This window comes from Pseudoxanthomonas sp. X-1, from assembly GCF_020042665.1.
Taxonomy (GTDB): Bacteria; Pseudomonadota; Gammaproteobacteria; order Xanthomonadales; family Xanthomonadaceae; genus Pseudoxanthomonas_A; species Pseudoxanthomonas_A spadix_A.
In genome coordinates, this window is record NZ_CP083376.1 from 3,255,360 (window position 1) to 3,268,422 (window position 13,063).

Sequence of the window (13,063 nt, forward strand, 5' to 3'; positions counted from 1 at the left end):
GCCGCTGGTCGGACGCAATTGTAAGCCCTGCGCCCCCGCCCCCGGCATCTGCCAGACACGCCAAGCCAAGAGGAACCGCCATGGCCATCGAGCTCCCCGCCCTGCCCTACGACCGCACCGCACTGGAACCGCACATCTCCGGCGAGACCATCGATTTCCACTACGGCAAGCATCACAAGGCCTATGTGGACAACCTCAACAAGCTGATCGAGGGGACCGAGTTCGCCGACCAGCCGCTGGAGAGCATCATCAAGAAGTCCCAGGGTGGCGTGTTCAACAACGCCGCGCAGGTGTGGAACCACACCTTCTACTGGAACTGCCTGTCGCCCAACGGCGGCGGCGCGCCCAGCGGCAAGCTGGCCGAGCTGATCAACGCGGCCTTCGGCGATTTCGAGAAGTTCAAGGAAGAGTTCACCAAGACCGCCATCGGCACCTTCGGCTCGGGCTGGGGCTGGCTGGTGCAGAAGAAGGACGGCAGCGTCGGCCTGGTGAGCACCTCCAACGCCGCCACCCCGCTGACCGGCGAGGACACCCCGCTGCTGACCATCGATGTGTGGGAGCACGCTTACTACATCGACTACCGCAACGCGCGTCCGAAGTACGTCGAGTCGTTCTGGTCGCTGGTCAACTGGGATTTCGTAGCCAAGAACCTGGCCTGATCCTTCGCTGGATGGACGAAAAAGGCCGGGGATTCCCGGCCTTTTTCATGGGCGTGTCCAGCGGCGGCCGGGACGCGGGAGGCGATCGTCTCAGCCGCGCGCCAGGCGCTCCAGCACTGGCTGCACCTGGGCCTGGCGCGACAGCGCCTCACCCGCGGCGGTCAAGGCCGTGGACAGCGCCTGTGCGCTATCGGCCCGCAGCGTGGCGTGGCCGACCTTGCGGCCCTCACGCGGCGACTTGCCGTAGTCGTGCCAGTGGCCGCCAGGCTGTGCGAGCACGCCGTTGGCGTCGGGCATCTGCCCGAGCCAGTTGAGCATGCAGGCATGTCCGCGCATGGCCGGCTCGCCCAGCGGCAGGCCCAGCACCGCCCGCAGGTGCGCCTCGAACTGCGAGACCTCCGCGCCTTCGATGGTCCAGTGGCCGGAGTTGTGCACGCGCGGGGCCATCTCGTTGGCCAGCAGTGTCTCGCCCTGGCAGAACAGCTCCAGCGCGAACACCCCGACATAGTCCAGGCGTTCGGCGACGCGGCGGGCATAGTCGACCGCCTGCGCCTGCAGGGCTTGGCTGGCCTGCGCCGGCGCCAGGCTGGCCGACAGCACGCCGTCGACATGCCAGTTCTGGGTCAGCGGGAAGGCCTTGAACTCGCCATCGCGGCCGCGCACGGCCACCACCGACACCTCGCGGTCGAAGGCGACAAAGCCCTCGACGATCAGCCCCACGGTGCCGGCCTGGGCGCCCAGCGCATCCCACGCGGCCTGCGCGTCGGCCGGCGACTTGACCCGGAACTGGCCCTTGCCGTCGTAGCCGAAGCGCCGCGTCTTGAGGATGCAGGGCGTGCCGATCTGCGCCAGCGCGGCCTCCAGCCCCTCGCGCGAGTCGACCGCCGCGAATGCCGGCACGGGGATGCCCAGCTCGCCGAACAGCGTCTTCTCCGACAGCCGGTCCTGCGCCACGCCCAGCGCCTGCGGATTGGGATACACCGGCACCCGCTCGGCCAGCCACTGCGCACTGGCGGCCGGTACGTTCTCGAAATCGAAGGTCACCACATCGACCTTCGACGCGAACTGCGCCAGCGCCGCCTCGTCGTCGAACGCGCCGACCTGCAGCGGTGCGCACTGGCCGGCGCAGGACTCGGCCGACGGGTCCAAAACGAGGAACTTCAGCCCGAGCGGCACGCCCGCCAGCGCCAGCATGCGGGCCAGTTGCCCGCCGCCCAGGATGCCGACCGTGCTCATCGCCGGGGGTCGTCCTGGTCCATCACATCCTGCGTCTGCCTGGCCCGGAAGGCGTCCAGCGCCTGCGCCACGGCCGGCGCTTCCGGCGCCAGCATCGCCGCGGCGAACAGCGCCGCATTGGCCGCGCCGGCGTTGCCGATGGCGAAGGTCGCCACCGGAATGCCGGCGGGCATCTGCACGATGGACAGCAGCGAATCCATCCCGTTCAGGGCCTTGGACTGCACCGGCACGCCCAGGACCGGCACGGCCGTCTTGGAGGCCAGCATGCCTGGCAGGTGCGCCGCGCCGCCGGCGCCGGCGATGATCGCGCGCAGCCCGCGCGCGGCGGCATGCTCGGCATAGGAGAACAGCACGTCGGGCGTGCGGTGGGCCGAGACGACCTTCACTTCATAGGGCACGCCCAGCGCGTCGAGCTTCTGCGCGGCGTGCTGCATGGTCTCCCAATCCGAACGCGAGCCCATCACGATGCCCACGCGCGGCGCTGCCAGATCGTCGGTCATTGGCCCTGCCCTGCGACAAAACGATATTCTAGCGATCTTGTTCGCCAACGGACCTTCCATGGACCGCAAACTGCTCGATCTGCTGTGCTGCCCCGTCTCGCGCCAACCGTTGGGCCCGCTCGAGGCCCGCGGCGTGGAGGCGCTGAACCGCGCCATCGCGGCCGGCGCGCTCAAGCGCGTGGACGGCAGCGCCCAGGCCGAACCGCTCAGGGAAGCCCTGGTCACGCGCGATCGCAAGACCGTCTACCGCGTCGAGGACGGCATCCCGGTTCTGTTGCCCGAGGAAGGCATCGCCACCGTCCAGGTCGCCGACTTCCCGGCGTGAGCGCCGGCGCGCCACTGCCGCCGCCGCAGGCGGTGGTCCTGGACGATGTGCGCCGCGCCCTGGCCGAGGACCTCGGCGCGGGCGATGTCACCGCCGCGCTGCTGCCGGACACCGACGATGTCGCCTATCTGCTGTGCAAGCAGGACGCGGTGATCTGCGGCCGGCCGTGGTTCGACGCTTGCCATCGCCAGCTCGATCCGCAGGTCTCCATCGACTGGCGCGTGGCAGAGGGCCAGCGCGTGGCCGCCAGCACCGTGCTGGCCACCCTGCGCGGGCGCTCGCGCACCCTGGTCAGCGCCGAACGCACCTCGCTCAACTTCCTGCAGACCCTGAGCGGCACGGCGACGATCACCGCGACCTTCGTCGAGGCGGTGCGCGGGACCGGCGCGCGCATCCTGGACACGCGCAAGACCGTGCCGGGCCTGCGCCTGGCGCAGAAGTACGCCGTGCGCTGCGGCGGCGGCGACAACCACCGCATCGGCCTGTTCGACATGGTGATGCTCAAGGAGAACCACGTGCGCGCCGCCGGCGGCATCGCCGCGGCCATGCGCGCGGCCCGCGCCCTGCACCCGCAGCTGCCGCTGGTGGTCGAGGTCGAGTCGCTGGACGAGCTGCGCCAGGCGCTGGAACTGCCCTGCACCCGGATCATGCTCGACGACTTCAGCCCCGAGCAGCGCCGCGAAGCCGTGCGCATCGCCGCCGGCCGCGTGCCGCTTGAGGTCTCCGGCATGGTCGATCTGGACAGCGTGCGCGCCGTGGCGCAGGACGGCGTGGACTGCATCTCGATCGGCGCGCTGACCAAGCATGTGCACGCCGTGGACCTGTCGCTGAAGCTGGGTCCGCCACCGCACAGCACCTGATCGGCGTGCGGTTTCACGCGTCATGGCCTGCGATTCTGCCAGCGTACGTATTGAGAACCCACCTCCATCAAGGATCCGCCGACGATGCCGTTTCGCTGGACGCGCGCCCTGGCCCTGCTGCTGTTGGGCATCGGCACCCGGGCGCACGCGATCGAGGTCTGCGATGCGCCGCCGCGTTTCGGCCTCAGCCAGACCGCCGTCGCCATCGTCCGCACCGCCTGCGAGGAGCACCGGCAGTGGATGCGTCCCTTCATCGACCGTCAGGGTCGACTGGCCTCGCTGCGCGTCACCGAGGCCGAGAGCGGCAACCTGGCCGACCATGGCCTGGTCCCCTGGCAGCGCGTGGCCAGCTACTGGCGCGAGAGCGGCACCCTGTCCCAGGTCGCCGGCGAACCCGGTGCCGCCAGCTGCTGGGCGTCGCCGGGAAACCGCTTCACGGATAATGACTGCCGCGCGTTCCTGATCGATACGCCGTGGTCGGCGGCCTTCGTGTCCTGGGTCATGACGCGGGCCGGGGTGCCGGGCTTTACCCGATCGCCGCGCCATATCGATTACATCCGCGCGGCCTTCCTGGATGGCGCCAGTGGCGGCCCCTACCGCTTCACCGATCCGGCGACGGAAAAGCCCGCGCCCGGCGACCTGCTGTGCTTTATCCGCAATCGCCGGCAGGTGATGGGCTTTGCCGGACTCAACGCCGCCCTGGCCGCGCGCGCGGGCGTCCCGAACGAGTCCCACTGCGACATCGTGGTGGCGGCCAATGTCGGCGGCGACCGCACCCTGCACCTGATCGGCGGCAACGTGCTCAACGCGGTGACCATGCGCCAGCTGGACCTGGATCGCAGTGGCCATGTGGTCCTGCCGCTGCCGCGCGTGACGGGCGAGGACGGCGCCGACACGAGCGGCCCGGGCGTGGAATGCACGCCCGCGCAGCCGGACCAGTGCAACTTCAATCGCCAGGACTGGGCGGTCCTGCTGAAGCTGCAGGCGACCGACCCGGTGCCCGCCGCACCTGCCCCGCCGCCCTCCCTCGACACGCAGTCCACACCTGCGCTCCCCCCTGCGCCCCAGGCGTCCGGCCAGGGGCCGGCCAACGGCGCTGCGCCCGCGCCGGCATTGCCGGGCGGCGCGCCGGCACCGCCCTTGAAAACCGGCGAATGATCCACGACTGCCGCGCCGGCCCGCGCACGGCTAGAGTCGCACCATGACCCCGATCCTCATCCTGATCCTCGGCGCGGCCGTGTTCTTCTGGTGGAACGCCTCGCGCGCCGCGGTCGAACGCGCCACCGAGGTCGGACGCAACGCCTGCGAGGCGGCCGGCGTGCTGTGGCTGGACCAGAGCGTGCAGGCCACGGGCGTGCGGCTGCGGCGCGGTGAGGACGGCAGGCTGGGACTGGAGCGCGGCTTCCGCTTCGAGTATTCGCGTGACGGCATCGAGCGTCACACCGGCCGGATGGTGCTGCACGGCCAGCGGCTGGTGTCCTTCGTCGGGCCCACGCGCGCGGACAACACGGCGCAGTTCCCCACCCTGCACTGAGGCAGGACCGCCGCCGCGGACGAGGTGGACCTCAGCGGCCGCGCGGCGGCTCGCCCTTGAGCACGCAGACCAGCACCAGCAGCGCCGTGGCCACGACGAAGACGGTCACGTGGGCCAGCGCGTGATGCCCGTGGGGGAACAGCACGCTCGCACCGACCACCACACCCAGATACAGGACCATCGTCAGCCAGCCCTGCCAGCGGCACGGCAGGCCCCAGCCGAAGCCGAAGCGCTTGGCGGGGAACCAGTAGTCTGACTGCGGATCGGGCATGGCGGCGTTTCCCAGCGACAGCGGTGCAGGTTTGGAACGATTCGCGGCCCCGTCGTTCCCGCGAAAGCGGGAATCCAGCGCCTTGGGTTGGCCTTGCCGCGTAAAGTCGCTGGGTTCCCGCTTTCGCGGGAACGTCGGTCGAGACTTTGTCGGCGCCCTTTACTTCACCACGCGCAGGTGCGGGCGCTTGGCCGGCGGCGGGGTCGGATCGTCCGGGGCCGCGCCATCGGGCGAAGGCGGTTCGTCATCGTCGTGCGGACCTTGCCCGGCGGCGATGTCCTCGGGCAGCGCCATGCCCTGGCCGGTTTCGCGCGCGTAGATCGCCAGCACCGCCGAGATCGGCACGTTGACCGGATAGCTCACCCCGCCGAAGCGGGCGCTGAAACTGACGGTCAGGTTGTCGATCACCAAGTGCGCGACGGCGCGCTGGGCGATGTTGAGCACCACCCTGCCTTCCTTGACCGCACTGGAAGGCACCTGCACCCCGGCCTGGGTCGCATCGACCAGCAGGTGCGGGGTCATGTCGTTGTCGGCGATCCACTCGGCCAGCGCCCGCAGCAGATACGGGCGATGGCTGGTCATCGGGGGCACGTCTTCAGTCATGCCCGCAGTTTAGCCAAGTGCGGGGAGAGAGGGGGAGAAGGCGGCGGCGCAAGCGCCCCCTGCTTATCCGCGCCTCAGCGCCCCACGCTTACCGCTGCCCTCAGGCCGGCAGATCGCGCAGCTTCTTTTCCTGCTCGGTCAGGCTGCGCACGAAGCCCGGATTGCGGAAGATGCGGTTGCCGTAGTCCTCGATCGCCTTGCCGTCCTTGGGCAGGCCGACGTCCAGCGACTGCAGGCGCCAGATGATCGGGGCCATGGCGCAGTCGGCCAGGCTCATTTCCGGGTTGAGGAAGAACTTGCTGGCCTTGAACAGCGGCACCGAGGCGGTCAGCAGCTCCTTCAGGCGCTTGCGGCCGGCATCGGCCTGGGCCTTGTTGCCGAGCTGGATCGCCTGCACCTGCGGCACCCAGTCCACCTCGATGCGCAGCATCGCCAGGCGCAGGCGCGCGCGCGAGAGCGGATCGACCGGCATCAGCGGCGGGTGCGGGTAGCGCTCGTCCAGGTACTCGCTGACCACCGAGGCGGCGTACAGCGTCAGGTCGCGTTCGACCAGGGTTGGCACCGAGTGATAAGGGTTGAGATCGATCAGGTCCTCGGGTGGATTCTGCGGATCGACCGGCACCAGGTCGTAGCTGACGCCTTTGGCGGCAAGCACCAGCCGCACGCGATGGCACAGCACGTCATCGACGGAGGAGAACAGCGTCAGGGTATTTCGCATGCGGGCACTCGTCACCTTATCGGGCTCATCCAGCGACCGGCGTCCGCCGGCCACGCCTGTGTCTGCCAGGCTCCCTGCCTGGGCATCGCGTCGCGGCGTGCCGCGAGACGCGATGAACGTGAACATAGCAGGCAGCCGCGGATTTGCGCACCCCTGCTGGAGGTCATGACCCCGCTTAATGAACGTCCTTCCAGAACTCCTTCTTCAGCAGGAAGGCCAGGAAGGTCAGCGCCGCCAGGAACAGGATCACCCACACGCCCAGGCTCTGGCGCTTGAGGGCGGCCGGCTCGCCGGCGTATTCCAGGAAGTTGGTGATGTCACGCACGGTGCGGTCGAACTCGGCCGGGCTCTCGGTGCCGGGCGAGGCCAGCTCCAGGGCTTCGACCGGCTTTTCCTTGGTCTGCGGGTCTTCCGGGCCGAACTTGGCGTGCTGCAGGCCCTGCAGCTCCCACAGCGGGTTGGGCATGGAGGCGTTGGGGAACAGCTTGTTGTTCCAGCCCAGCGGCCGGCTCTCGTCCAGGTAGAAGGACTTGAGATAGGTATAGACCCAGTCCGGGCCGCGCACGCGCGCGATCAGGCTCAGGTCCGGCGGCATCTTGCCGAACCACTTGGTCGCCCCGTCGTGCGGCATGGCCACCTGCACCTGCTGTCCCACCGGCGCGCCGGTGAAATTGAGGTTGGCCGTCACCTGGTCCTCGGTCAGGCCCAGGTCCTCGGCCATGCGCGAATAGCGCAGGTACTTGAGCGAATGACAGCCCGAGCAGTAGCCCATGAACAGCTTGGCGCCGCGCTGCAGCGAGGCCTTGTCGCTCAGGTCGTTGCCCGCCTGCAGCGTCGCGCCGCCCTCGGCGGCCAGCAGCGAGGTGCTCAGCAGCAGGCCGGCGGCGAAGGCCGCCAGCCGCGGGAGAAGGCGCTTAGTCATGCGTGCTCACCCGGTCGGGCACCGGCTTGGTGCGTTCAAGGCCGAAGAACGTGTACACCCACAGGAAGATGAAGAAGCCGAAATAGCAGCAGGTCAGCACCCGGCCGATGTAGGTCTCGGTGATGTCCGTGCCGGGGCCCGACCCGATCTTGCCCAGGTAGACGAAGCTGAAGGCGAAGATGCCCAGCGCGATCTTGTAGGCCAGGCCGCGGTAGCGGATCGAGCGCACCTTGCCGCGGTCCAGCCAGGGCACGGTGAAAAGGATGGCGATGGCCGAGAACATCACCAGCACGCCGCCGAGCTTGTTGGGCACCACGCGCAACATCGCGTAGTACGGCGTGTAGTACCAGACCGGCTTGATGTGCTCGGGCGTCACCAGGCGGTTGGCCTCGGTGAAATTGTCGTGCTCGAGGAACAGGCCACCGAAGGCCGGCGCGAAGAAAATGATGAACGCGCCGATCACCAGCAGGAAGCCCACGCCGACTAGGTCCTTGACCGTGTAGTACGGGTGGAACGGGATCGTGTCGATCGGCGCGGTCCTGCTCCAGCGGTTGCCCTTGGGCCCGTGCTTGGTGTCCACGCCCTGCGGGTTGTTGGAGCCGACCTCGTGCAGCGCGCCCAGGTGCAGCACCACCAGCAGCAGCAGCACCAGCGGCAGCGCGATCACGTGCAGGGCGAAGAAGCGGTTGAGCGTGGCGTCGCTGGGCAGGTAGTCGCCCATGATCCACTCGGTCAGGCCCTGCCCGATCACCGGGATCGCGCCGAACAGCGAGATGATCACCTTGGCGCCCCAGAACGACATCTGGCCCCAGGGCAGCACATAGCCCATGAAGGCCTCGGCCATCAGCACCAGGTAGATCAGCATCCCCAGGATCCATACCAGCTCGCGCGGCTTCTGGTAGCTGCCGTACATCAGCCCGCGGAACATGTGCAGGTAGACCACGATGAAGAACAGCGAGGCGCCGGTGGAATGCATGTACCGGATCAGCCAGCCCCACTCGACGTCGCGCATGATGTACTCGACCGAGGCGAAGGCCTCGGCCGCGCTGGTCTTGTAGTTCATCGTCAGGAAGATGCCGGTGACGATCTGGTTGGCCAGGATCAACAGGGCCAGCGAGCCCATGTAGTACCAGAAGTTGAAGTTCTTCGGCGCGTAGTACTCGCTCATGTGCTTGCGGTACATGGGCATCAGCCCGGGCGCCCGCGCCGTGACCCAGTCGAAGACCCCGTTGGCCGCGCGCGTGATGACGTTGGACATCAGGCAGCTCCTTTCGGATCGACGCCGATGATGATGGTGTTGTCGTCCTGGTAGTGGTGCGGCGGCACCAGCAGGTTGATCGGCGCCGGCACGCCCTGGAACACGCGTCCGGACATGTCGAAGCGCGACTTGTGGCAGGGACAGAAGTAGCCGCCCTTCCACTGCGGGTCGAACGGTTCGGGCCGGATCTCGGCGATGATCTCGGGCGAGCAGCCCAGGTGCGTGCACAGGCCGACCAGCACCGAGATCTCCGGCTTGATCGAGCGCAGCTCAGGGTTGCCCTTCAGCACGTAGGCCGGCTGCTGGTCCTTGTTCTCGCTCTTGGGATCGCGCAGGCGATCGTCCAGGCTCGGCAGCGCGTCCAGGATCGCCTTGGAGCGCTTGACCACCCAGATCGGCTGGCCGCGCCATTCCAGCACCATGCGCTGGCCTTCCTGCAACCCGGTGATGTCGGCGGTCACCGGTGCGCCGGCCAGCTTGGCCCGTGCGCTTGGATTCCATGACTTGATGAACGGGACGGCCAGAAAACCCGCACCCACGGCACCGACGACTGCGGTGGTGGCCGTCAGGAACCGGCGGCGCCCCGCATCCACGGGCATTGTGACCTCGTCGTTGGCCATCCCTTACTCCGCGAAAACATCTTGAGGTAGCTGTCTGGCTGCCAGTGATGGGGCCGGTCGAACGGCCTCATCGCAAGAGCGGGTCGGAGTCTAACTGAATAAAAAATTTCGTCACAACAATCCCTTTCCCATCAATCAGTTGGAAAAGGAACACCGGCCGATTCCGGTACTGCAACGCAACATCCGTTCAGCGAAGGCCGACCGTCCCAAGGTTGGCGCGGTAGCGCTCGGCCAGCACGCCCACCCGCTGCACGTAGCGCTGGGTCTCGGCATAGGGCGGCACGCCGCCGTTGCGGTCCACCGCGCCCTCGCCGGCGTTGTAGCCGGCCGCGGCCAGGGTCAGATTGCCCTGGTAGCGCTTGAGCAGCCAGGCCAGGTACTGGACGCCGCCGCGGATGTTCTGCGTGGCGTTGTACGCATCGTCCACGCCGAACCGACGCGCGGTGGCCGGCATCAGCTGCATCAGCCCCATCGCGCCGGCGCGCGAGAGCGCCAGCGGGTTGTAGGAGGATTCGGCGTGAATGATCGCGCGCACGATCGCCTCTTCCACGCCGAACTCGCGCGCGGCCGCGGCGATCTCACTCGAATAGGCGACCGTGTTCAGCCGCACCGCGCCGAAGTTGAGAGTGGGATTGCCGCAGGCGTAGCAGGTCTCGATGAAGCTGTAGTGGATGGTGCGGACCTCGGCGCTGGCCAGCCCGCGCGGACGCGCGCTGGTGTAGTTGCGCACCCCGTCCTTGACGAAGGAATACACCTGGCCGCTGACCACCCGTCGCGAAGGCGCGGCGGGCGGTCTGAGCGCGACCGGAGCAGCCGGCGGTGGCGCGGCCGGCACGATGGCGGTGGAACGCCGCGGCTCGCCACTGGCCGGTACAGGACTCGGGACGGGGGCAGGAAGCGAGGTGGGCCTGGATGCCGGCGCGCTGGCCTGGGCGCGGCGCGCCGGCTCGGGCCGGTACTGGCTCACCACGGTGCAGGTGGCACCGGACATGCGCTTGCTGACATAGGCCGGGACGCCGTCGGCGCCGACGCACTTGTACAGCGTGCCGGCGCTGGCCGGCAGCGCGACCAGCGTGGCAGCGATCATCCCCAGTCGCAGCAGCCCCCTCATGGCCGCGAGTGTCCCAGCTTATCAAGGACTTAACAAGCATTCGGCGCGGGATTCACGGGGTCGGCCAACTGCCGCGAAGGCGTGCTTTCGGTGCCTGGAGAGCACCGCCTTGGCCGCGGCCAGCACCCGGAGGCCCGGCACCGGCCGCCAAGCCGCTAAACTAGCCGGCTTCCCCGCCCACCCGACTGGATTAAGCGCCATGACCGGGACGCCAGACGTCACTCCGCCCACCCCGGGCGACACCTCGCTCGTACCCCTGCCCTTCGTCGCCGCCAGGCCGACCGAAGTCCGCGGCAAGCTGTACATCAAGACCCACGGTTGCCAGATGAACGAGTACGACTCGGCGAAGATGGCCGACGTGCTCGCCCAGGCCGAAGGGCTGGAGCTGACCGACCGGCCCGAAGAGGCCGACGTCATCCTGGTCAACACCTGCTCGATCCGCGAGAAGGCGCAGGAGAAGGTCTTCAGCCAGCTGGGCCGGTGGAAGGACTTCAAGACCGGCGGCCGCGAGGTCATCATCGGCGTCGGCGGCTGCGTGGCGTCCCAGGAGGGCGAGGCCATCGTCAAGCGCGCGCCTTATGTGGATCTGGTGTTCGGCCCGCAGACCCTGCATCGCCTGCCCGAGCTGATCCGCGCGCGGCGCGAGCAGAACCGCCCGCAGGTGGACATCAGCTTCCCGGAGATCGAGAAGTTCGATGCCCTGCCCGAACCGCGGGCCGAAGGCCCCAGCGCGTTCGTGTCGATCATGGAGGGCTGCAGCAAGTACTGCAGCTTCTGCGTGGTGCCCTACACCCGCGGCACGGAAGTGAGCCGGCCCTTCGAGGACGTGCTGGTCGAGGTGGCGCAGCTGGCCGCCCAGGGCGTGCGCGAGATCAACCTGCTCGGCCAGAACGTCAACGCCTATCGCGGGCCGTATGGCGAGGGCGAGATCGCGGATCTGGGCATGCTGATCCGCACCATCGCCCAGATCGAGGGCGTGGGCCGCATCCGCTTCACCACCTCCCATCCCCTGGAGTTCTCCGACACGCTGATCGACGCCTACCGCGACGTGCCGCAGCTGGCCAACTACCTGCACCTGCCGGTGCAGGCGGGCAGCGACCGCATCCTCAGCGCGATGAAGCGCGGCTACACCGCGCTGGAGTTCAAGTCCAAGATCCGCAAGCTGCGCGCGGTGCGGCCGGACATCTCGATCAGCTCGGACTTCATCGTCGGCTTTCCCGGCGAGACCGATGCGGACTTCGAGAAGACCATGAAGCTGATCGAGGACGTCGGCTTCGACCAAAGCTTCTCCTTCATCTATTCGCGCCGTCCCGGCACGCCGGCGGCCGACCTGGCCGACGACACGCCCAGCCAGACCAAGCACGCGCGGCTGGAGCGCCTGCAGGCGCGCATCAACGCCTTCGCCGCGGAGATCTCGCAGAAGATGGTCGGCAGCGTGCAGACCGTGCTGGTCGAGGGCCCGTCGAAGAAGAACCCCAACGAGCTCACCGGCAAGACCGAGAACATGCGCTCGGTGAACTTCCCCGCGCCGCAGCGCCTGATCGGCCAATTCGTCGATGTGCTGATCACCGAGGCGCTGGCCAACTCGCTGCGCGGGCGCGTGGTCACCGACACGGAGCAGGCCGCATGACCGGGCGCATCAGCCGCGACACCCAGCTGTGCATGTCGCTGTCCGGGCGGCCGGGCAACTTCGGCACGCGCTTCCAGAACTATCTCTACGACGCGCTGGGCCTGGATTACCTGTACAAGGCGTTCACCACGACCGACCTGGACGGCGCGATCGCGGGCATCCGCGCGCTGGGCATCCGGGGCTGTGCGGTGTCGATGCCGTTCAAGGAAGCGGTGATCCCGCTGCTGGACGGGCTGGAGCCTTCGGCCCAGGCGATCGATTCGGTCAACACCATCCTCAACACCGACGGCGTGCTGCGCGGTTACAACACCGACTACACCGCGGTGGCCACCCTGATCGCCGACAGCGGCCTGGCGCCGGACACGCCGGTCGCGCTGCGCGGCAGCGGCGGCATGGCCAAGGCCACTGCCTGTGCGCTGCGCGACCGCGGTTTCACCCGGGGCTGGGTGGTGGCGCGCAACGCGGTGGCCGGTCAGCGTCTGGCGCGTACCGCCGGCTGGCAGTGGTCCGAGGACATGCGTGGCGTGGCGGCCGGCCTGCTGGTCAACGTCACCCCGATCGGCATGGAGGGCAGTTCCGACGCGCAGGCGCTGGCCTTTACCGAAGAGGAGGTCGCCGCGGCGCAGCTGGTGTTCGACGTGGTCGCCATCCCGGTGGAGACGCCGCTGATCCGGCTGGCGCGGTCGCTGGGCAAGCCGGTGATCACCGGCGGCCAGGTGATCGTGCTGCAGGCGGTCGAGCAGTTCGTCCTCTACACCGGCGTGCGGCCCGAGCCCGAACTGATCGCCCGCGCCGCCGCGCACGCGCTCGCCTGAT

General features: G+C 68.7%; 16 protein-coding genes. 7 read left to right on the forward strand and 9 right to left on the reverse strand.

Annotated elements, in window-relative coordinates; translation table 11 throughout:
• Positions 1-80: 80 nt before the first annotated feature.
• Positions 81-659: a Fe-Mn family superoxide dismutase gene (locus LAJ50_RS14610; RefSeq protein ID WP_130519894.1), complete on the forward strand. Its 579-nt coding sequence runs from the start codon at positions 81-83 to the stop codon at positions 657-659.
• Positions 660-749: 90 nt separating this feature from the next.
• Here LAJ50_RS14610 and LAJ50_RS14615 read toward each other — a convergent pair whose 3' ends face one another.
• Both LAJ50_RS14615 and purE read right to left on the reverse strand, forming a co-directional pair.
• On the reverse strand, positions 750-1,895 hold the full coding sequence (locus LAJ50_RS14615) for a 5-(carboxyamino)imidazole ribonucleotide synthase (RefSeq protein WP_130549880.1): 1,146 nt from the start codon (positions 1,893-1,895) through the stop codon (positions 750-752).
• Positions 1,892-2,395 carry a 5-(carboxyamino)imidazole ribonucleotide mutase gene (purE, locus tag LAJ50_RS14620; protein WP_138651508.1) on the reverse strand — a complete coding sequence of 168 codons (504 nt, stop codon included), beginning with the start codon at positions 2,393-2,395 and terminating at the stop codon, positions 1,892-1,894. The genes LAJ50_RS14615 and purE overlap by 4 nt, the downstream gene beginning before the upstream one ends.
• Before the next feature lie 58 nt (positions 2,396-2,453).
• Here purE and LAJ50_RS14625 point away from each other — a divergent pair, with 58 nt between their 5' ends.
• From LAJ50_RS14625 to LAJ50_RS14640, 4 genes are all read left to right on the forward strand, one after another.
• On the forward strand, positions 2,454-2,720 hold the full coding sequence (locus LAJ50_RS14625) for a Trm112 family protein (protein WP_130549882.1): 267 nt from the start codon (positions 2,454-2,456) through the stop codon (positions 2,718-2,720).
• Positions 2,717-3,580, forward strand: coding sequence for a carboxylating nicotinate-nucleotide diphosphorylase (nadC, locus tag LAJ50_RS14630; protein WP_138651510.1), 864 nt, complete (start codon positions 2,717-2,719; stop codon positions 3,578-3,580). Before LAJ50_RS14625 ends, nadC begins: the two co-directional genes overlap by 4 nt.
• 84 nt (positions 3,581-3,664) lie before the next feature.
• The gene (locus LAJ50_RS14635; RefSeq protein WP_138651512.1) at positions 3,665-4,738 is read left to right on the forward strand and encodes a DUF2272 domain-containing protein; all 1,074 of its coding nucleotides are present in this window, start codon (positions 3,665-3,667) and stop codon (positions 4,736-4,738) included.
• Between the two features lie 43 nt (positions 4,739-4,781).
• Positions 4,782-5,114 (forward strand): DUF3301 domain-containing protein, encoded by a 333-nt coding sequence (locus LAJ50_RS14640; RefSeq protein ID WP_130549885.1) that lies wholly within the window; start codon positions 4,782-4,784, stop codon positions 5,112-5,114.
• 31 nt (positions 5,115-5,145) lie between these two features.
• Here the strand turns inward: LAJ50_RS14640 and LAJ50_RS14645 are convergent, their stop codons facing one another.
• The 7 genes from LAJ50_RS14645 to LAJ50_RS14675 form a co-directional block, all read right to left on the reverse strand.
• Complete coding sequence (locus LAJ50_RS14645; protein ID WP_138651514.1) at positions 5,146-5,385, reverse strand: hypothetical protein; 240 nt, start codon at positions 5,383-5,385, stop codon at positions 5,146-5,148.
• Positions 5,386-5,544: 159 nt separating this feature from the next.
• Positions 5,545-5,988 (reverse strand): ClpXP protease specificity-enhancing factor, encoded by a 444-nt coding sequence (locus tag LAJ50_RS14650; RefSeq protein WP_130549887.1) that lies wholly within the window; start codon positions 5,986-5,988, stop codon positions 5,545-5,547.
• A 100-nt stretch (positions 5,989-6,088) separates the two neighbouring features.
• Positions 6,089-6,706 (reverse strand): glutathione S-transferase N-terminal domain-containing protein, encoded by a 618-nt coding sequence (locus tag LAJ50_RS14655; protein WP_130549888.1) that lies wholly within the window; start codon positions 6,704-6,706, stop codon positions 6,089-6,091.
• Positions 6,707-6,881: 175 nt separating this feature from the next.
• Positions 6,882-7,628, reverse strand: a complete 747-nt coding sequence (locus LAJ50_RS14660; RefSeq protein WP_130549889.1) for a cytochrome c1 — start codon at positions 7,626-7,628, stop codon at positions 6,882-6,884.
• Positions 7,621-8,886 carry a cytochrome bc complex cytochrome b subunit gene (locus LAJ50_RS14665; protein ID WP_138651516.1) on the reverse strand — a complete coding sequence of 422 codons (1,266 nt, stop codon included), beginning with the start codon at positions 8,884-8,886 and terminating at the stop codon, positions 7,621-7,623. Before LAJ50_RS14665 ends, LAJ50_RS14660 begins: the two co-directional genes overlap by 8 nt.
• Positions 8,886-9,506 (reverse strand): ubiquinol-cytochrome c reductase iron-sulfur subunit, encoded by a 621-nt coding sequence (petA, locus tag LAJ50_RS14670; RefSeq protein ID WP_130549890.1) that lies wholly within the window; start codon positions 9,504-9,506, stop codon positions 8,886-8,888. The genes LAJ50_RS14665 and petA overlap by 1 nt, the downstream gene beginning before the upstream one ends.
• A gap of 187 nt (positions 9,507-9,693) precedes the next feature.
• The gene (locus tag LAJ50_RS14675; RefSeq protein WP_138651518.1) at positions 9,694-10,617 is read right to left on the reverse strand and encodes a lytic transglycosylase domain-containing protein; all 924 of its coding nucleotides are present in this window, start codon (positions 10,615-10,617) and stop codon (positions 9,694-9,696) included.
• Between the two features lie 199 nt (positions 10,618-10,816).
• Between LAJ50_RS14675 and miaB the strand changes: the two genes are divergently transcribed.
• On the forward strand, positions 10,817-12,247 hold the full coding sequence (miaB, locus tag LAJ50_RS14680; protein ID WP_138651520.1) for a tRNA (N6-isopentenyl adenosine(37)-C2)-methylthiotransferase MiaB: 1,431 nt from the start codon (positions 10,817-10,819) through the stop codon (positions 12,245-12,247).
• Positions 12,244-13,062 carry a shikimate 5-dehydrogenase gene (locus tag LAJ50_RS14685; RefSeq protein WP_130549893.1) on the forward strand — a complete coding sequence of 273 codons (819 nt, stop codon included), beginning with the start codon at positions 12,244-12,246 and terminating at the stop codon, positions 13,060-13,062. Before miaB ends, LAJ50_RS14685 begins: the two co-directional genes overlap by 4 nt.
• The last annotated feature ends 1 nt before the right edge of the window (position 13,063 follow it).